Genomic DNA, 18376 nt, shown 5'->3' on the forward strand with positions numbered 1-18376 from the left:
CGCGTGCCGCCAGCCGACTCGGCTCCCGGGACCATCGGGACGACCGTTCCCTCCCAGCGCCGCGTACCTCTCTGGGACACTGCGCGCTTCGTCTGCGTGACGCTGGTCGTCATCGGCCACGGGATCCAGCGGCTTACCGCGAACTCGGACACCTCGCTGATCGTCTACCTCACGATCTACGCCTTCCACATGCCGGCGTTTGCCATCATCTCGGGCTACTTCTCGAAGGGCGGGCCGCCGAACGCACAGATGATGCGCCGGGTGCTGACGGACATCCTGCTGCCGTACCTGATCATGGAGACGGTCTGGACGCTGGTGCAGTTCCTGGTCGAGGGCAAGCAGGAGTTCAACCCGACGAAACCAAGCTGGACGCTGTGGTTCCTGCTCGCGCTGGGCATCTTCCGGGTCGTCTTGCCCTACCTCGCCCTGCTGCGCTGGCCGCTGCTGATCAGCGTTGCCCTCGCGGTCGGCGTCAGCTACTACGACAACATCGACTCCACCTTTTCGCTCGCCCGCGCGATAGGGATCCTGCCGTTCTTCGTGTTCGGCTGGCGGCTTCGCAGCTTCGCGCCGGGTGGGCGTGGGCTGGCTGACCGGTGGCTGGAGCAGCCGCCCTCGCGGGTGGTTGCGGCGCGGATCGCCGCACTCCTCCTCTTCGCGGTCACCGTGCTCGTCATGACCGTGAACATCGAAGCCTTCCGTACCGCAGACCTGCGGTACTGGTTCTTCTATGACAGGCCGTACGACGCCCTCGGCGAGACGCAGTGGTGGGCAGGGCTTGTGCGGCTAGCGCTGATGGCCGCGGCGGTCGTCCTCTCCCTCGCGCTGTTCGTGCTCGTGCCGCGGCGGCGCACTCCCCCGAACGAGTGGGGCAAGTCGACGATGTACGTCTACCTGCTGCACAGCTTCGTCCTCTACCCGCTCCGGGAGTCGGGAATGCTCTCGCAGACCGACAGCACGCTCGCGCTGGTGCTGATGAGTGTGTTCTGCATCGGCGTCTCCATCGGGCTCTCGCTGGGCTGGACCCGCACGCTGTTCCACCGCCTCATCGAGCCGCGGGCGGCCTGGCTGTTCGCGCCGGTCGTCACTGGACGGCGGCGGCGGACCGACCGCGCTGACCCGACCGGAGCGAAGCGCGACAGACAGCCGGGGCGGAACTGACGGGATTACCCCGTGTGTCGGGCGTCCTGGCCACCAGAACGGGCCGCGCGTACGCTCATCGCGACGGAGAACGGCTTCCGTCCCCGACCACGACGATCCGATGGGATGCATCATGACCGACCCCGAGCAGTGGCAGTTCGAGACTCAGCAGATTCACTCGGGCGCCGCTCCGGACCCGGTGACCAAGGCCCGCGCGACCCCGATCTACCAGACGACTTCCTACGTCTTCGACAACGCCGAGCACGCGCAGAACCTGTTCGCGCTGGCCGAGCCTGGCAACATCTACACGCGCATCCAGAATCCGACCCAGGCTGTCGTGGAGGAGCGCCTCACCGCTCTCGAGGGTGGCTCCGGCGCCCTGCTGCTCGCCTCGGGGCAGGCGGCTGAGACCGCGGCCGTACTCAACATCGCGCAGGCCGGCGACCACATCGTCTCGTCGACCTCGATCTACGGCGGCACCTACAACCTCTTCAAATACACCCTCGCGAAGCTGGGCATCGAGACAACCTTTGTCGAGGACCAGGACGACCGGGAGGAGTGGCGCCGTGCGGTCCGCCCGAACACGAAGCTGTTCTTCGCCGAGACCATCGGCAATCCCAAGATCAACATCCTCGACATCCGCACCGTCGCCGACGTGGCGCACGAGGCGGGCGTGCCGTTGATTGTCGACAACACCATCGCGACGCCGTACCTGATCCGCCCGTTCGAACACGGCGCCGACATCATCGTGCACTCCGCGACCAAGTTCCTCGGCGGGCACGGGACCGTTATCGGCGGCGCAATCATCGACGGTGGCCGCTTCTCCTGGAGCGACAACGCCGAGCGCTTCCCCGGTCTGACGACCCCGGACGAGTCCTACCACGGTGCGGTCTATACCGCGGCGGTCGGCGACTCCCTCGCCTACATCATCAAGGCCCGCGTGCAGCTGCTGCGCGATCTCGGCGCCTCCATCGCCCCGGCGAGCGCCTGGCAGCTGATCCAGGGCATCGAGACCCTGTCCCTGCGGATTGAGCGCCACGTGCAGAACGCGCAGGAGATCGCGGAGTACCTCGAGAACCATCCCGACATCGCGTCGGTCAACTACTCCGGCCTGCCGACCTCGCCGTGGTACGCGGCGGCAAACCGCTACGCCCCAAAGGGCGTCGGCGCGGTCCTCTCGTTCGAACTCACGGGCGGAGTGGACGCCGGGCGCGCCTTCGTGGACTCGCTCACGCTGTTCTCACACCTCGCGAACATCGGTGACGTGCGCTCGCTGGTCATCCACCCCGCGTCGACCACGCACTCGCAGCTCTCGCCCGAGCAGCAGCTGACCGCCGGTGTCACCCCCGGCCTGGTGCGCCTGTCGGTCGGCCTCGAGAGCATCGATGACCTGCGTGCCGACCTCGACCAGGCCCTCCGCGCCGCACGTACGGTCGTTGAAGCGTCACGGGCCAGCGCCTGACCCGTCCGTCACCTCTGACGAGATCGCCAGGATCGGGCGCGGGCTCCCGTCCGTTCTGCCCTTTCTCGTGAGATGACGAAGGAAGAAGGCGGCCGAGGCCACCGGGGTCTGGGACGATGGACACCGCTATGGACTGGCAGCAGACACTCGAGGACACTGTCCCGTCGGCGTTCGTCACCGAGCGCCAGCTCCGCTCGGTGCTGGGGAAGCCCCCCGCCACCGGTGCGTGGCGCGACGGCGACCATCCCGGCGGCCGACGCTTCGTGGACCTCGGTCCTTTCGATTTCGAGGCCGGCGGGCATGTCCCGCATGCGCGGATCGCCTACGAGAGTTGGGGCGAACTCTCGCCAGAACGCGACAACGCGGTCCTGGTCCTGCACGCCCTGACCGGCGACTCCCACCTCATCGGCCGCGACGATCCCGGCCACGCGACCGACGGCTGGTGGTCGGGTCTCGTCGGACCGGGCCGCATCCTCGACACGGACCGCTGGTTCGTCGTCGCCCCGAACATGCTGGGCGGCTGCCAGGGGTCGACCGGGCCGGCGTCCCTCGCCCCCGACGGGCACGAGTGGGGGGCGCGGTTCCCGTACACGAGTATCCGCGATCAGGTCCGAGCGCAGGTGCTGTTCAGCGACCTCCTCGGCATCGAGCGCTGGCACACCGTCGTCGGCGGGTCGATGGGCGGGATGCAGGCGCTGGAGTGGGGGATCGACCATCCGGAGCGTCTCGCTCGCCTCGCCGTGCTCGCCGCCCCACCGCGCGCTACCGCCGACCAGATCGCCCTGAACTTCGTGCAGCTCGAGGCGATCCGGAACGATGCAGCCTTCGCGGGCGGTGCCTACTACGACGCCGGCGACGGGAAGGGTCCTTATCACGGCCTGGCCCTGGCGCGACGGATGGCGCTGCTGAACTACCGCAGCCCCTCCGAGCTCAACGACCGCTTCGAGCGCAGCTGGCAGTCGGGGCTCAGCCCCCTCGGCGGCGGCGGCCGATTCGCTGTCGAGTCGTATCTCGACTTCCACGGCAACAAGTTCACCCGCCGCTTCGACGCCAATAGCTACATCACGCTCGTCGAGGCGATGAACTCGCACGACGTCGGCCGCGGGCGCGGCGGTGAGGCGGAGGCGCTGCGCCGCATCACCAGCCCCATGCTCGTGCTTGGCATCGACAGCGACCGCCTGTTCCCCGTCGAGGGCCAGCGGATCATCGCCGCGCACGCCCCCGGCGCCCTCGACGGCGGCACCGTCGCTGTGATCGCCTCCACCTTCGGGCACGACGGATTCTTGATCGAAGACGACGCCGTCGGGGCTCACCTCGCGCGCCTGCTCGCCTATCCCGACACGAGCGCGCGTCGCTGAAGCTGGCGCGCTTCGGCTGCCTCTTCAGATCCTTCGCACCTGTCCAGTGGCTATCGTGAGAAGGGGAGTCAACCCCGCGTCGACGACCGGAGGGGAGCCAGAGCGTGCCGATGATCCGCAGCGCACGCGAGCGCGACCGGCTCCTGCGTCACTCCGCGTGTGGGATCGGCGTGATCATCGACGGCGCGGCACTCGCGATGGCGCTCGTGCCCGGCACACTGCGGCCCGCCGCTGTCCCGTTCGCCGTACTGCTGCTCCTGGGCCTAGCCGCCGCGCACGTCGAACTCGCCCGCACCGGCCGCCCGAGCAGCCTCCTCGCCGTGGCCGTCGGCGGTCTCCTGCTGGGGGCGGGTCTCGCCCTGGGCATCGCGCCCGACAGCGGTTTCGACGGGTTCGTGCTGGTCAACACGGCGAACGCCGTCACCGCCACCATCGCCATGGTCGTGACAACCTCTGTGCGCCGCCTCGCCCTGCTGCTGCCCGTGCTGATCCTGAGCATCATCCCCTCGGTCCTCGCCTCGAGCGGAACAACGATTCCCACCGTCGTCCTGCAGAGCCTTCTGCCGTGGGGCACTCTCAGTGGCTTTGCGCTCTGGATCAGCACAGCGGTCCCCCGCGTCATCCGCCGGATCGACAGCATCGGCAATGCTCACCGCGTCGAGCGGCAGGCCAGCGAGACGGAGGCGCGGCGGCGGCAGGGCGCGCGACTCCTGCACGACACGGTGCTCGCGACGCTCACCCTCCTGGCGCATTCCGGCTTCGGCGTCTCCAGTGAGGCGCTCCGCCAACAAGCCGCTCAAGACGCGCAGCTCCTGCGCCAGCTGCGGCTGGGCGGCACCCCGACGCCCAGCGCCTCCGGCTCGTACCAGCTCACGAGCGTCACGAGTGCGCCCGCCGCCAACACGCTCGAGACCGTCCGCAGCCGCTTCGGCCGGATGGGCCTTGAGGTGATCTGGCACGGATCCGGTCAGGTGGCGCTCTCCGGGGTGGCACTCGACTCCTTCGTGCTCGCCCTGGCCGAATGCCTCGAGAACGTGCGACGGCACTCCGGTGTCTCCACGGCCGACGTCACCATCACCGAGGACGAAACGACCGTGCGCGCGATGGTCACTGACGCCGGGTCGGGCTTCGACGTCACCACGGTGCCGCCCTCGAAGCTGGGCTTCAGGGAGTCGGTCGTCGCCCGGCTCGGCGACGTCGGCGGTCGGACGCGACTGTTCAGCTCTGCGGGTTCGGGGACGACAGTGGTGCTCGAGGTGCCCAAGTGAGCGACGCCCTACCGGACTCCTCCGCCCCGCTGCTCACTGGAGGCACCGACGCGGCGGGTCGTCCCTCGCGGGCCGCCCGGTCGCTGCGCCGACGGCAGGAGGGGCTCGGCACCAACTACCTCGGCAGCGGACTGAACGGCATCGCGGTGGCCATCATGGCCTACGAGCTGCTGATCTTCCTCGCTACATCGAGCCGATACACTCAGCCCGGCCTCACCGTTATCGCCTGGCTGTTCGTGGTCATCGCCTTCACCACGACCATCGCCATTGTGCACCTGCCCGGACGACACCTCCCGGTCGGCGTGTACGTGGGCTTCCTCCTCCTCGCCGCAGCGGCCGTTGCGCTCGACCTGCTCGCCGTCACGGGATCCGGCTCCGCCCGCACCGTCCCCACGGCGGCGGTGGCCGCGGTCGTCGCGCACTCCGCCCTCATCGTGCACCGACGCGGTGTCGAAATCCTCGCCGTCGGGATCCTCGTCGCGGCCGCCGAACTCATCGTCTTCTGCACAATGGGCTCTGGAGAGGCAGACATCCTCTCGGTCCGGATCGGCGCGCTCGTGGTCACCATCGCTCCCGCCGTCGTCGTGGTGGTGACGATGCGGGGCTTCCGTCGGATGGTGCAACTCGAGATCGATCGCGCCCTCGTGCAGAGCACCACTCTCGGGCCGCGCTACGCGGTGGGAATGCTCGCCTCCGAGGAGCTAGCCCGCCTCGATCTCGCCGCCGAGCGTCTCCTCACCGATGTCGGCGACGGCTCGATCGACCTTCCACTCAACGCACAACGCGCCGCCCACGCGGCGTCCCTCGCCACGCAACTCCGCCTGCACCTGATCGACGGGCGCCACGAGACCTGGCTGCACCACGCCGTTCTTGAGTCCGAACTGCTCGCGCCCCTCATCGACCTGGACGACCCCGACGGAAACGCCGGTCTGCTCAACCACCGCCAGCGCGACGGGCTGCTCTCGGCGGTCTGGCTGATCGCCGACAGAGCCACCGGCCTCGCCATCGAACTGCACGTCGAGGCTGGCAGGCCCCGCGACCCGGGCAGCGACGCGGCCGGACGCCATCTACTGGTCCCGATCACCCTCCGGTCCTCGGGCGCGCCTTTGCGCGGAGTCGATCCTGCGACGTGGGAAGCTATCGGCCAGGTCGGCGTCTTCCGTGACACATCGCGGGATGGAGAGCTGCGGATCGAGATCGACTGCCTCGTCGAGAATCCTGCCGACCGGTGAGTGGCCGACATCCCGCAGACGACAGCCGACCGAAGGACACCGATGACCCACACCCCTGACTCAAAGATCACCCTCGCGGTCGTCGACGACCACAAGATGCTCCTCGGTGCGTTGACCGAGTGGATCCGCGGAGCCGCATCCGACATTCAACTGGTCGCGGCCGTCGCCTCCTGGCCCGAGCTGCTCACGCACCCCGAGTTCCCCGTCGATGTCGTGCTGCTCGACCTCGATCTCAAGGACAACATCCCGATCTCGGTGAAGCTGTCGACCCTCAAAACGACCGGCGTGAAGACGGTGTTGATGAGCACCTACTCCGAACCGGCCGTGGTGCGCGAGGCCCTCGCCTCCGGCGCCCTCGGGTACCTCGTGAAGACCGAGGACGCGGACATGATCGTGGAGGCGATCCGCGCGGCGAAGGACGGCCACTCCTACATCTCGCACGAACTCGACATGGCCCTGTCGACCGGCGACTCAGACGGCGCCCCGAAGCTCAGCGCGCAGGAGCGCCGCGTGATGGCCCTCTACGGAGGCGGCGAGCCCGTAAAGTCCGTCGCGTTCGAGCTCGGCATCTCGGAAGAGACCGCGAAGTCCTACCTCAAGCGCATCCGCGAGAAGTACCGTGTGGTCGGCATCGACGTGGGCACCAAGGTGGCGCTGCGCAAGCGAGCCATCCACGATGGGATCCTGATCGAAACGGATTGAGTTGTTGTGCGCGGCGGTTCTCCCCAGCCGCGCCGCGGTTGGCTTCTCGAGAGGGGCGCGCTGGGAGGAGCGGGGTACGGCGCCCTGCAGAAATCCGCTCACACGCGGATTTCTGTCGCGGGGCTAACAGAGTGCCGGAGCGCGGCTCCGGAGAGCGCGTTCGGAGGCACAGCGGGTCAGGCGGGGGTGGGGGTGACCGCGACGGTCATGCCGGCGGAGGCGGACGGGCCGTCCATTTCGACCAGGGCGGCGGGGAGGTCCTCGAAGGGGATGACACGCCCCACGGAGTCGCCGAGGCGTATCCGCCCCGCGACGATCTCGTCGAGTAGCGCCGCGTACTCACTGCGAGCGATCCCGTGGCTGCCTAGCAGCTCGAGTTCCTGGGCGATGACCCGGCCGAGCGGGATCGCCGGCGCCGCCTCCGCGTCGAGCAAGAGACCCACCTGGACATGTCGCCCGCGCGGTCGCAGGACAGCGATCGACGCCTCCGAGGTGGCCCTGCTCCCGACGGCGTCGATCCCGAGGTGCGCTCCGCCGCCGGTCGCCGTCAGGATCGCTTCGACGGCGCCCTCACCGGCCACGACGGTGACCGCTCCGAGTGCCGCGACCACCTCGAGTGCCCGAGCGGAGACGTCGGTGGCGATCACCTGCGCCCCCGCCGCCAGTGCGACAAGCACGGTCGACAGGCCCACTCCTCCGCAACCGAAGACGGCAACCCACTCGCCACGGGCGACGCGACCCCGGGCGTGTACTGCGTGGTAGGCCGTCCCGAAGCGGCAGCCGAGCCCGGCGGCCTCGATGAAACCGACGGCGTCGGGGAGCGCCACCAGATTCAGGTCGGCGCGGGGGACGACGAGCGCCTCGGCGTGCGACCCGTCGAGCGTGAATCCCGGCTGCTGTTGGCGGAGACAGACCTGCGTCGCTCCCTCGCGGCACTGATCGCAGTCGCCGCACGCGAAGATGAAGGGCGCCGTGACCCGGTCACCGACGGCGAAGTCCACCACCTCGGCACCAACCTCGGCGACCGTCCCGGCGAATTCGTGCCCCGGGATCTGCGGCGGCACGACCGAGTCGTCGTGGCCCTTCCAGGCGTGCCAGTCGCTCCGGCAGACCCCGGTCGCGGCCACGCGAACCACTACCCCGTCGTTCGGGCAGACCGGATCAGGGACCTCGACGATCTCGGGACGGGCTTCGAAATCCACGTATCTGACGGCGCGCATGATGCGAGTCTTCCAGAGCACGGACCCGACCCGTTGACCGCGTCGCAGTCCGAGCCGTGCGGCATTACACCACGGTGGCGGGGATCTCGCGGGTGCCGGACTCCGTCGATTCGCTGGGCACCGGGTACAGGGTGCCGCGAGCGCGGTCGATCGCGATGCTGGCGAGAGTGAGGGCGACGCCCGCGGCTGTGAGGCCCACTCCGACCCAGATCGGCGAGAGGTAGCCCAGGCTCGCGGCGATGGTGGCGCCTCCGAGGGCGGCGCCGACCGAGTTGCCGATGTTGAGGGCGGAGTGGTTGAGTGCGGCAGCGATGGTCTGACTGTCACGTGCCACATCCATCAGCCTGGTCTGAATCGCAGGAGATGCCGCTGCCGAGAATCCCGCGGCAAGGAAGGTGAAGGCGAGGAGTCCCGCGAGGGTTGTGGCGGTCAGCGCCAGGCCGATCAGCGAGGCGCCGACTCCCACGAAGAAGACGACCAACGCGCGCCGCACGTTCCGGTCGGCCGCCCACCCGCCCACGAGGTTGCCGACGGTCATCCCCAGGCCGATCACGACCAGGATCCACGGCACCGCGCCCAGCGGCAACCCGGTCACCTCGGTCGACAACGGGGAGATGTAGGTGTACATCGCGAAGAGGCCGCCGAAGCCGATCGCGCCGACCAGCAGAGTCATCCACACTTGAAGTCGGCCGAAAGCCCGCAACTCGTTGCGCATCGTGGCAGCCGGGTTCCCCGGCTGGTGGGGAACGAGCAGCTGCACTGCGACGACGGTCACAGCGAAGAGCGCGGCAACAACCGCGTAGGCGCTGCGCCAGCCGGCCACCTGACCGATCCAGGTGATCGCCGGGACGCCCACCACATTGGCGATGGTCAGACCGGAGAGGACGAACGCCACGCCCTTCCCGCGCTTGCCCGGACCCATCAGATCAGCGGCGACAAGGGAGGCAATGCCGAAGTAGGCGCCGTGCGGCAACGCTGCAACGAATCGCGCCACGAGGACGAGCGGGAAGCTTGGCAGCAGCGCTGACCCCATCGTCCCCACGGTGAAGGCGACGAGCAGCGTGAGGAGGAGCCGCTTGCGCGGCCAGCGCGCCGCTGCGGCCGCGATCGTGGGAGCACCGACGACCACGCCGAGCGCGTAGGCCGAGATCAGCATCCCGGCCTGCGACACAGCCTGCTCCGAACTCACGGCGTAGACGTCGGGCAGAAGGTCGGCAGCCAGCTGCGGCAGGAGTCCCATCGCGACGAACTCGGTACAGCCGATGCCGAATCCACCCATCGCGAGGGCGAGTAGGGCGAGCCGGGTGCGGGCTGGGGAGAGTGTCACCGGACAAGGTCGGCAGCCAGCTGCGGCAGGAGTCCCATCGCGACGAACTCGGTACAGCCGATGCCGAATCCACCCATCGCGAGGGCGAGTAGGGCGAGCCGGGTGCGGGCTGGGGAGAGTGTCACCGGACTAGGGTACCGACGATCAGCCCAATGTCGAATCGATTCGAGCTCGAGCGCAGAGCAGCGGCTTCCTCGAGCGCGGCTACTCCCCCAGCGCCCGGTTCAGCCGCTCAAGCTTCCCGTCGATCTCGCCCGAGTAGCCGGGTCGGATGTCGGCCTTCAGCACCAGCGACACCCGCGTTCCGTAGGCGCCGACGGCCTCCGTCGCCCGCCTCACGACGTCGAATACCTCGTCCCACTCGCCCTCGATCTCGGTGAACATGGACGTGGTGCGGTGCGCAAGCCCGCTCTCGCGAACAATACGGACAGCCGCGGCGACAGCATCGTGCACGGACGCGTCGGGCGCCTCACCCCCGGACGGAGCGACGGAGAAAGCAACAAGCATGAGAGCCTCCCATAGAGCAGCCGCGTCTCGGCCGCGCACTGCGAGCCTACGAGGCCCCCGTCGTCAGGCCGAGTGCGCGGCGAGGGCCACCGCGGGCAGGCCGGTTTCGCTCTCCACACCCCGAGGGGATCCCACTCGCCAGAGCTCGCGCAGGAGCCAACCGAGGAGCACCACCAGCAGTGCGTTGCGCGCGGTGAGCACGAGGACCATCCACCAGTGCGACCAGAGAAGGAGAAGGTACAGATACGGGTAAATGACCTGAGTCATCGCCGCCGTCACGAGGGTCAGCGCGGCGGGACGGTCGAAGGAACCGTCGCGGCACGCGATGAGGCCCGCGATCACCGGCGGGGCGAGCCAGACGATGTACTGCGGAGACAGCACCTTGTTCGTGTCGATGAAGACGACGACGAAGGTCAGGGCGAGCAGCGGGAAGAGCCGCGTGGGCTCCGCCTTGCGCGCGAGGGCTCGCACACCGAGCAGCGCCACGCCGAGCATCGCCACGGCGAGCAGTGGAGTCATGAGGCTCGCTGCCCACTCGGTGCCAGGCCCGTGCATCTCGAAGGTGTTGATGTCGGCGGCGTAGTAGACGTAGCTGCCCGTGCCGGGGAGGACAGACAGCCACATCCACGGCGTGCTGACGACCGCCTCGATCTGGAGCCCCCGGTCGGTCTGGTCGGTGACAAAGCTGAAGACCTGGTCGCCGCCGCCGATCAGGACGACGCCGAGCACGATCAGGACGGAGCTGATGGCGGGGACGAGCACCGTCCGAACGCGCCCGCGAAGAACCAGAACGGCGGCGGCGAGAATCGCGGCCGGCCAGACCTTGATCCAGGTTCCGATGGTGAGCAGGAACGCGGCGGCGCCTGGCCGCGTCGCGGCCCAGAGCATTCCCGCGATCGCGGGCGGTGCGGTGAAGGCGTCGATCCGGCCAACCGCAACGGGACCGAGCAGGACGAGAAAGAGGAGCCACCAGCGCGCGCTGGCGAGACGTGCCGCCGTGCGCCCGCGCAGCAAGAGAGCGAACACGGCCGCGTCAGCGAGAGCCACGAGCACGAGCCACATCAGGTCGTAGCCATTGGCACCGAAGAGCCAGGAGGAGCCGATCGGGACCCAGGCCAGGATCGGGTACACCCAGCCGGTGTCGATCCCCGCGACACTGCCTCCCTCCGCGGCGGTCCTCATCCACTCCTTGTAGACGACGCTGACGTCGCCCAGCGGCTGTCCCGGCGCGAACAGCGCCAGGAGCGAGAGCAGCACGTGCACGAGCGCGAACCCGCCCCAGAGGACTCCGGCGGAGTCGCGGTTCTCACGCAGCCAGACGAGGGGGCGGGAAGACGCGCGGGGAGGGGAGGACGGCACCGCGACAGTGTAGACGGCCAGCCGATCAAAATCCTGTCAACCCACCCCCCGAGCGGGCGTCAGTCCGCCGACGGACGGGCAGGCACCACGCGCTGGTCAGTACCCCGCGGGAGCATCAGTACCCGGCGAAGGCATCAGTGCGGATCCGCTCCGCACCCGCGCTGCGGAGGGACCCGCGAACGGAATCGACGAAGGACGGCGATCCCGAGACGTAGCCAACGCGGCGGCCGGCGTCCGGTACCGCGCCCGTCAGCAGCGCGCTGGTGAGCCGACCCGACACGTGCGACCAGCCCGTCGGCAGCGCTACAGGCGCCTCCGGAGAGCAGAGCACGACGCGGGCACCCGATTCCTGCAGCAGATCGCGGTAGGCGACATGCCCGAGACTCGGCGCGGCCACCACGACCACCACGTCCCGCTCCTGGCCGTCGGCGAGGGAACGCAGATGACTGGCGAACGGGGTGATGCCGATGCCTCCCGCGACGAACAAGAGGGGCACGGAAGAGTCGGCCGGGAGCACGAAGTCGCCACCGACACTCGTTGCACGGATTGTGCCACCGGGCTCGAGAGCGGCGAGAGCGCGCTTGAAGCTGCTCGCGCGCTCCGGCATCCGCAGAGCGATCGTGATCTCGCCGTCACCGGGCGCAGAGGAGACGGAGAAGGTGCGCCTGCTCCCCCGTCGGTCCGCACGGTGCGGCAGGTCGAGCTCGAGCCACTGCCCCGCCTCGAAGTGCAGCGGTGAGCGCGTCCGGAACCGATACTCCGCGATGCCGGGGGCCAAGGCCCTGGTCGAGGTGAGTTCGAGGGCGAGGTGCCGGCGCTGACGGAAGGCGGAGACGAAGGCGAGCGCGTTGCCGACGACGAGGCCGAGCTCGGGAGTGGCGTAGAAGACGCCGAATCGGAACGGGACACTGGCCAGCAACGCGGCGACGACGGCGACGATCAGTTGCTGCGAGCGGCGCGGCGCGAGCGTCAGCGGCTCGGTCAGCATGAAGGCGCCGGCGAACACGAAGGGGTAGGCCGTGACGACCTGTGCGAGAGCCGCTCCCGGCTCCTGGCCGTTGTGCAGGGCCTGCTGCACCGAGACTCCGCCCGCGACGAGGACGAACACGGCGAAGACCGCCCATCGGCGCACGCGCGCCACGACCAGCAGGGAGCCGAGCACCACCCAGGGCCAGATCGCGCCACTCGCGATCCACCAGACGCCCGCGTTCAGACCGGTGAAGCCGATGATGAGCACAGCGACGGCCGCGGGGTTGAAGAGGTGGCGTCCGCGCCAGGCGAGGACGTACTTGGAGGCGGCAGCGATCGCGCCGACGAGGGCGATGATGGCGAGCCCGCGTAGATCCGCCGTGGGGAAGAGCAGGCACGCAATGAGCAGGCCCGTCACAAGCGACGACTCAAGATGCGCGCGCCTGCGGAAGACCCGTGCGAGCCCGGCGCTGACGAGGGCGGTCGAGCCGACCGCAACCGCGCTGCTAGCGACGATCTCGAGCGGAGTCGAGAAGACCAGCCCTGCGGCGGCGTAGCCGACGGCGACCACCAGGAGGGCGGCTAGCGTCATCCAGACCAGTCGATAGGTGGTGACTCGCCCGAGGGCGCGGTCGAGAGTGCCGATCATCGGAAGACCTCTCCGGGGAAGGAGGATGAGTAGTGGAGGGTGCCGTCGCTGCGGACACGGACGAACTCGAAGTCGAAGCGCTCGGCGAGGACCTCGGGTGGGCAGACGAACAGCGCGGTCGCGAGGGCGTCAGCGAGCAGGGCGCTGTCCGCGACGGCCCACGTCGCCACTATCGTCTCGACAGGGGTGCCCGTCCGGCCGTCGAGGACGTGGTGCAGCCCGTCGCCCCAGGCCCGGCGGTTGCTCGCCGAGCCGCAGAGCGCTCGCTCGCCGGGGACCGCCACACCCAGGGCGAGGGTGGGGTCCCACGGGTGTTCGAGTCCGACCCGGTACGCACCCGCTCCGACTCCGCGCATGTCGCCGCTCGCGTCGACAAGGGCGTGCTTCACTCCTGCCGCCGTGAGTTCGGCGAGCACGAGGTCAACGAGCTGTCCCTTACCTGCGGCGCCGACGTCGAGCACCGTGCCCGGCTCGACGCGAAGCTCGTCCGGGTCGCCGCCGCGGGCCGCGCTCCACGAGGGGGTGGGAGCGGCAGGCCCGCGGGGGACGAAGGTGTAGGCGGGGTCGTAGCCGAGCTGCTCGAGCGCGGCCCCGACGAACGGAGTGACGGCTCCGCCGGTCAGCTCCTCGAGCGCGTCGTAGACGGCAAAAAGCTCACCGGCCTCAGCCGGGAACACGTGCGTGCCGCCGGAACGCGCGAGTGAGACCGCGGAATCGTCGCGGAAACGCGACCAGGTGCGGTCGTAGTCCTCGATGCGCGCCGACACCGTGGAGCGCCGGGCATCATCGAGCGGCTCGGCCGTGTCGATCTGCCAGACGGTCCCAATCGCGTCGAACCGCCAGGCGTGCTCGAGGGCGGGCGAGGCATCACGCCGTGGCATCGGCCTTGATCGCGTCGACGGCGTCGTTGAAGCCGCCCGAGGTGAGCGAGGAGCCGGAGACCTTCGACACCTTCAGCTCGTTGAGCTGCTTGCCCACGACCTCACCCGAGATGCCATCGGCGAAGCGCCCCTGGTACTGCTGCCCGGTCGGGTTCTCGGATTCGGGGGTGACGGTGACCGCCGTGACGACTCCGCCGGCGAGGGTCAGCGAGACGCCGACCTTCTCGTTGCCGCCGGGCGAGGTGTACGAACCCTCGGCCTGGTATGTGCCGTCCTTGTAGCTGCCGCTCGCGGCACCGGTCGCGGCGGCCGCAGGACTGGAAGTGGTGGTGGGCGCGGTCGAAGTATCGGTGGTCGTGCTCGTGCAGGCGGCCAGAGCCGCCAGCGTTCCTGCTCCGGCGAGGAGGGTCAGGGCGTAGCGGGCGGGTGTCGTGGTCTTCACAGTCATGTCTGTACTCCTGGTTCGGGGCGGACGCGGCGGATCCGACAGTAGGGGCGCGCTCGTCGAGCACGTGATGAAACGACACGGCAACCGGGGAGCCGGCTCGCGCGTCGCGATACTCCCTGGACAACGGCACCGAGAACATTTCGGTTCAGTCGCTCAGCTGAGCAATGGCTGGGAGCATCAGCGCAGCAGCCGCGCGACGACTCCGGGGAGATGCTCCGCGATGTCGAGAGCGGCGATCGGACCACCCTGCGAAGCGGCTCGTCCCGCTTCGGCGTGCAGGACCGCGGCCGCGGCGGCGACCGGAGCGAGGTCCTCCGCGGTCAGGTCGGCGTCGGTCGCCTCCGCCTCGGCCGCGCGGCCTGCGAGCAGCGCGCCGAGGATTCCGCCGAGCACGTCACCGCTGCCGGCCGTCGCCAGCCAGGGCGTCGAGCCGGTGACCGCGAAGGATGCGCCTCCCGCCACGACATGTGTCGTGCTGCCTTTCAGCAGCACGCAGACCCCGAAGCGGTCAGCGGCCCGCCGTGCCCATTCCCCCGGCTGGGCGGCGATCGCGGAGGCATCGACATCGACGCCCGCGCGACGGAGCATGCCCGCCAGCTCGCGGTAGTGCGGGGTGACGACGACCGCGCCGGCGATCTCGACGACCAGGTCAAGAGCTCCCGCATCGAGCACCGCGGGCACTCCCGAGTGCAGCTGGTCGAGCAGCGTTCGCCGCCCCCCGTCGCCACGGTCGTCGGCACTCGTCCCGGATCCGAGGAGCCAGGCCTGCACGCGCCCCTCCGCCGTCACGACCTCCGGCCGTCGGGCGAGCACCATGCCAGACGGCTTCTCCGGACCGAGGTAGCGGACCATGCCGACCCCCGTGCGCACCGCGGCCTCAACCCCGAGCACGGCTGCACCCGGGTACCGCGTCGATCCGGTGGCCACGCCGAGCACCCCTCGCGCGTACTTGTCGTCGTCCTCTCGCGGAACGCGGATGCTCCGCACCGCCTCCGTCGCCCCCACCAGCTCGATTCCGTCTGTCATCCCGCCACCCTACGACCGGCGCGACCACTCCCCCCTCGCCTCATCGCCCCCTCTAACTCCCCCGACCGGCCCCTCCGGCACCATCTCATCCCACAAGCCACTCGCGACCACCGTCTCCACACAACCACCGTCCCTGAAATCGCCGCACCCCCTCCCGTGCCGGCGCAGCCGCACCCCTCGCGTCGGTGCAGCCGCGCCCACCCCTCCCCCCGACGGTGGAGGCGCGGGTCGCGGAGGGGTCGTCTGCAAGGCGGAGGAGGAAGCGATACCGGCGGTATCGCGCCCGACGACAACGCCGCAGCCGGCCCCTCCGCGACCCGCGCCGCTAGCGACGGGTGGCGTCGTCGACTTCGCCAACCAACTCCTCGATGATGTCCTCGAGGAACAGCACGCCTGTCGCGCGTCCGTGCTCGTCGAAGGCTCGGGCGAGGTGGGCGCCGGTGCGGCGCATGATCGCGAGGGCGTCCTCGAGGTCGGTGGCTTCGAAGATGGAGGCGAGCTGGCGGATCCTCTTCGCGGGCACCGGGAGGCGGAATTTCGCGCCTTCGGTGTCGCCGTCGAGGTCGAGGACGTCCTTGAGGTGGATGTAGCCCTCGGGGGTGCCGTCGTCGCCGAGGATCACGTAGCGCGAGAAGCCGTGCTTGGCGACGGCGCGCTCGACGTCGGCGGGCGTTGCTCCGCTGGGGAGACTGACGATGCCGCCGAGGGGCAGTGCGACGTCGCGGACCTTCTTCTCGGTGAACTCGAACGCGGCGAGGAGGGTGCCGGTGGAGTCGCGGAGGGTGCCCTCGCGGGTCGACTGGTCGACGATCGTCTGCACCTCCTCGAGCGTGAAGGTGCTGTTTGCCTCGTCCTTGGGCTCGACCTTGAAGAGCCGGAGCACGCCGTTCGAGATCGCGTTGAGGGCGACGATGAGCGGGCGGAGTACGCGGGCGATCGCGACGAGCGGAGGCGCGAGGAGCAGCACTGCGCGGTCGGGCATCGAGAAGGAGATGTTCTTGGGCACCATCTCGCCGAGCACCACGTGCAGGAACGACACGATCAGCAGCGTGATGACGAAGGCGACCGTGCCCGAGAGTTCGTCCGGGATTCCGACGGCGTGCAGAGGTACCTCGAGCAGGTGGTGGATGGCCGGCTCGCTCACGTTCAGGATCAGCAGCGAGCAGACCGTGATGCCCAACTGAGTGGTGGCGAGCATCAGCGTCGCATGCTCCATCGCGGCGAGCGCGGTGATGGCGCTGCGGCGTCCGCTCTCGGCGAGGGGCTCGATTTGGGAGCGGCGCGCGGAGATGACCGCGAATTCCGCTCCGACAAAGAAGGCGTTCGCGGCGAGGAGCACCACGAGCCAGGCGATTCCGGCCCAGTCACTCATCGTCGGACTCCTTCCGTCCGCGGTGGCCGCGGGCGACGTCGGCGAGGGGGTCGGGGATGCCCTCCGGGGCGACCTCGGGGTCGGGAGTGAAGCGGAGGCGATCGATGCGGCGTCCGTCGAGGCGCTCGACGCGGAGCGATCCGCCCTCGACCTCCACCTCATCGCCGATGGTGGGGAGGCGGCCGAGTTCTCTCATCACGAAGCCCGCGACCGTCTCGTACGGGCCGTCCTCGGGGATGTGCACGCCTGCGCGATCGAGGACCTCATCAGGCCGGAGCATTCCGGGGAAGGTCGTCGACCCTGGCAGTTTCACGACATCGGCCCGCGAGCGGTCGTGTTCGTCTGCGACCTCGCCCACGAGCTCCTCGACAAGGTCTTCGAGGGTCGCGACGCCGGCCGTCCCGCCGTACTCGTCGATGACGACGGCGAGCTGGAAGCCCCGGCCGCGCAGCTCCGTGAGCAGCACGTCGAGCTTCATCGTCTCGGGGACGCGGAGCGGCTCGGAGCGCAGCGCCGTCACCGGCACCTCCGAGCGCTTACCGCGCGGCACCGCGACCGCCTGCTTGACGTGCACGACTCCGACGATGTCGTCGATGTCGTCGTCGGTGATCGGGAAGCGCGAGAGCCCGGTGGTGCGGGCGAGTTCGAGCACGTCCTGCGCGGTGCTCGCCCGCTCGACGGTCGACAGGCGCAGGCGCGGCGTCATCACGTCGCCCGCGGTGAGGGCGGAGAAGCGGAGGGTGCGCCCGAGCAGGTCGGCGGTGTCCTCCTCGAGCAGGCCGGCGCTGGCGGAGTGGCGCACCAGGCTCGAAAGCTCCTCAGCGCTGCGGGCTCCCGACAGCTCCTCCTTCGGCTCGATCCCGACGAGGCGCAGCAGCGCGTTGGCACTGCCGTTGAGCAGGGCGACGGCCGGTCGGAAGACGGTCGTGAACGCGGTTTGGAGGGGGACGACGAGCTTCGCGGTCGCCCGCGGCAGCGCCAGAGCGAAGTTCTTCGGGACGAGCTCGCCGAGGATCATCGAGAGCAGCGTCGCGATGACGATCGCGACCACCGTCATGACCGGCGCGAGCGCCTCCTCCGGAATGCCGAGCCCGCTGAAGGGGACCTCAAGCAGCGTCGAGAGCGCCGGCTCCATCGTGTACCCGGTGAGCAGCGTCGTCAGGGTGATGCCGAGCTGCGCGCTCGAGAGGTGTGTCGAGGTGACCCGCAGCGCGGCAATCGTCATGCCAAGGCGCGTCTCGCCGCGGTCGCGCCGGGCCTCGAGATCGGCGCGATCGAGGTTGACCAGCGCGAACTCGCTGGCCACGAACACACCAGTGCCGAGCGTCAGCAGTAGGCCGACTCCGAGGAGGAGCCACTCAGTTCCCACCGCGGTCGCCCCCGTTCACCAAGGGGAGGTCCGACGAGTACCGGACGGGACGGTCCTCGTGGGCATGAGCACCGGGCTGGGCATGAG

The 18376-nt window shown here is 69.6% G+C and carries 17 protein-coding genes; 6 read left to right on the top strand and 11 right to left on the bottom strand.

The annotated features are described in order from the left end of the window. The first annotated feature begins 3 nt into the window (after window positions 1-3). The 6 genes from HRF29_RS04285 (at window position 4) to HRF29_RS04310 (ending at window position 7162) form a co-directional block, all read left to right on the top strand. Entirely contained in the window at window positions 4-1161 is a 1158-nt protein-coding gene (locus HRF29_RS04285; protein WP_343043644.1) for an acyltransferase family protein, read from the top strand. A 112-nt stretch (window positions 1162-1273) separates the two neighbouring features. Next, window positions 1274-2602 (top strand): bifunctional o-acetylhomoserine/o-acetylserine sulfhydrylase, encoded by a 1329-nt coding sequence (locus HRF29_RS04290; RefSeq protein WP_173245062.1) that lies wholly within the window; start codon window positions 1274-1276, stop codon window positions 2600-2602. A gap of 128 nt (window positions 2603-2730) precedes the next feature. Continuing rightward, on the top strand, window positions 2731-3960 hold the full coding sequence (gene metX, locus HRF29_RS04295) for a homoserine O-acetyltransferase MetX (protein ID WP_173245065.1): 1230 nt from the start codon (window positions 2731-2733) through the stop codon (window positions 3958-3960). 110 nt (window positions 3961-4070) lie between these two features. After that, entirely contained in the window at window positions 4071-5228 is a 1158-nt protein-coding gene (locus HRF29_RS04300) for a sensor histidine kinase (protein WP_173245068.1), read from the top strand. Next, complete coding sequence (locus HRF29_RS04305) at window positions 5225-6460, top strand: hypothetical protein (RefSeq protein ID WP_173245071.1); 1236 nt, start codon at window positions 5225-5227, stop codon at window positions 6458-6460. The genes HRF29_RS04300 and HRF29_RS04305 overlap by 4 nt, the downstream gene beginning before the upstream one ends. A 42-nt stretch (window positions 6461-6502) precedes the next feature. Further along, window positions 6503-7162, top strand: coding sequence for a response regulator (locus HRF29_RS04310; protein ID WP_104264241.1), 660 nt, complete (start codon window positions 6503-6505; stop codon window positions 7160-7162). Between the two features lie 176 nt (window positions 7163-7338). Here the strand turns inward: HRF29_RS04310 and HRF29_RS04315 are convergent, their stop codons facing one another. The 11 genes from HRF29_RS04315 to HRF29_RS04360 all read right to left on the bottom strand — a co-directional run bounded on the left by HRF29_RS04315 (window position 7339) and on the right by HRF29_RS04360 (window position 18289). Then, entirely contained in the window at window positions 7339-8382 is a 1044-nt protein-coding gene (locus tag HRF29_RS04315; protein ID WP_173245074.1) for an alcohol dehydrogenase catalytic domain-containing protein, read from the bottom strand. A gap of 64 nt (window positions 8383-8446) precedes the next feature. Further along, window positions 8447-9661, bottom strand: a complete 1215-nt coding sequence (locus HRF29_RS04320; protein WP_173245976.1) for an MFS transporter — start codon at window positions 9659-9661, stop codon at window positions 8447-8449. A 44-nt stretch (window positions 9662-9705) separates the two neighbouring features. After that, the gene (locus tag HRF29_RS15105; protein WP_281357247.1) at window positions 9706-9834 is read right to left on the bottom strand and encodes a hypothetical protein; all 129 of its coding nucleotides are present in this window, start codon (window positions 9832-9834) and stop codon (window positions 9706-9708) included. A gap of 79 nt (window positions 9835-9913) precedes the next feature. After that, window positions 9914-10216, bottom strand: a complete 303-nt coding sequence (locus HRF29_RS04325) for a thiamine-binding protein (protein ID WP_173245076.1) — start codon at window positions 10214-10216, stop codon at window positions 9914-9916. Window positions 10217-10279: 63 nt separating this feature from the next. Continuing rightward, window positions 10280-11575, bottom strand: a complete 1296-nt coding sequence (locus HRF29_RS04330) for a glycosyltransferase 87 family protein (protein ID WP_173245080.1) — start codon at window positions 11573-11575, stop codon at window positions 10280-10282. A 115-nt stretch (window positions 11576-11690) separates the two neighbouring features. Beyond that, window positions 11691-13193 carry an oxidoreductase gene (locus tag HRF29_RS04335; RefSeq protein ID WP_173245083.1) on the bottom strand — a complete coding sequence of 501 codons (1503 nt, stop codon included), beginning with the start codon at window positions 13191-13193 and terminating at the stop codon, window positions 11691-11693. After that, on the bottom strand, window positions 13190-14074 hold the full coding sequence (locus HRF29_RS04340) for an FAD:protein FMN transferase (RefSeq protein WP_173245086.1): 885 nt from the start codon (window positions 14072-14074) through the stop codon (window positions 13190-13192). The genes HRF29_RS04335 and HRF29_RS04340 overlap by 4 nt, the downstream gene beginning before the upstream one ends. Continuing rightward, complete coding sequence (locus HRF29_RS04345; protein ID WP_173245089.1) at window positions 14061-14522, bottom strand: FMN-binding protein; 462 nt, start codon at window positions 14520-14522, stop codon at window positions 14061-14063. Before HRF29_RS04345 ends, HRF29_RS04340 begins: the two co-directional genes overlap by 14 nt. A 177-nt stretch (window positions 14523-14699) precedes the next feature. Continuing rightward, window positions 14700-15548, bottom strand: coding sequence for an ADP-dependent NAD(P)H-hydrate dehydratase (locus HRF29_RS04350; protein WP_173245092.1), 849 nt, complete (start codon window positions 15546-15548; stop codon window positions 14700-14702). Window positions 15549-15873: 325 nt separating this feature from the next. Beyond that, complete coding sequence (locus HRF29_RS04355; RefSeq protein WP_173245095.1) at window positions 15874-16920, bottom strand: hemolysin family protein; 1047 nt, start codon at window positions 16918-16920, stop codon at window positions 15874-15876. Continuing rightward, entirely contained in the window at window positions 16913-18289 is a 1377-nt protein-coding gene (locus HRF29_RS04360) for a CNNM domain-containing protein (RefSeq protein ID WP_173245100.1), read from the bottom strand. The genes HRF29_RS04355 and HRF29_RS04360 overlap by 8 nt, the downstream gene beginning before the upstream one ends. Window positions 18290-18376: the final 87 nt, after the last annotated feature.

It is taken from the genome of Rathayibacter agropyri (assembly GCF_013249015.1).
In the GTDB taxonomy this organism is placed as follows: domain Bacteria; phylum Actinomycetota; class Actinomycetes; order Actinomycetales; family Microbacteriaceae; genus Rathayibacter; species Rathayibacter agropyri.